The organism is Hymenobacter terricola (assembly GCF_017921975.2).
Lineage (GTDB): Bacteria > Bacteroidota > Bacteroidia > Cytophagales > Hymenobacteraceae > Hymenobacter > Hymenobacter terricola.
The window spans coordinates 1-329 of the sequence record NZ_JAGEMO020000264.1 but is presented as its reverse complement, the minus strand read 5'-3'; the positions used below and the strand labels follow the sequence as shown (position 1 = coordinate 329).

Annotated in this window: 1 protein-coding gene; it reads right to left on the bottom strand. The window is 50.5% G+C overall.

The window, feature by feature from the left end; genetic code table 11:
• Positions 1 to 24: 24 nt before the first annotated feature.
• A partial coding sequence (locus J4G38_RS28500) for a hypothetical protein (protein WP_226164237.1) occupies positions 25 to 329 on the bottom strand: 305 nt, incomplete at its 5' end.

Sequence of the window (329 nt, the reverse complement as noted above, 5' to 3'; positions counted from 1 at the left end):
TCCGGGGCTTCTTTTTCAACGCAGCTACAGCAATTCCACCAACTTTGCTACAAGCTCTTCCTTCGTCATACCTTCGCTATCATCTACAAGCGCCTGTATGACACTCTTGCGTACAACGTTACTACCCTCAGGTTGTAGCATCTCCTTGTGCGCTCTCAGTAGTTCTTCCACGCGACAAGCATTGCGATATTCGTCATTGTCGCCCGCGACGTCAGTCAGCCACTTCGTCAAGCTTTTCTTCGACTGTATGCTCTTTATGGCTCGTACTGTCTCGTCGTATGACAGCTCCTGCACGTCCTCAAGTGTGTACTGCGGCACTGCCTTTACTG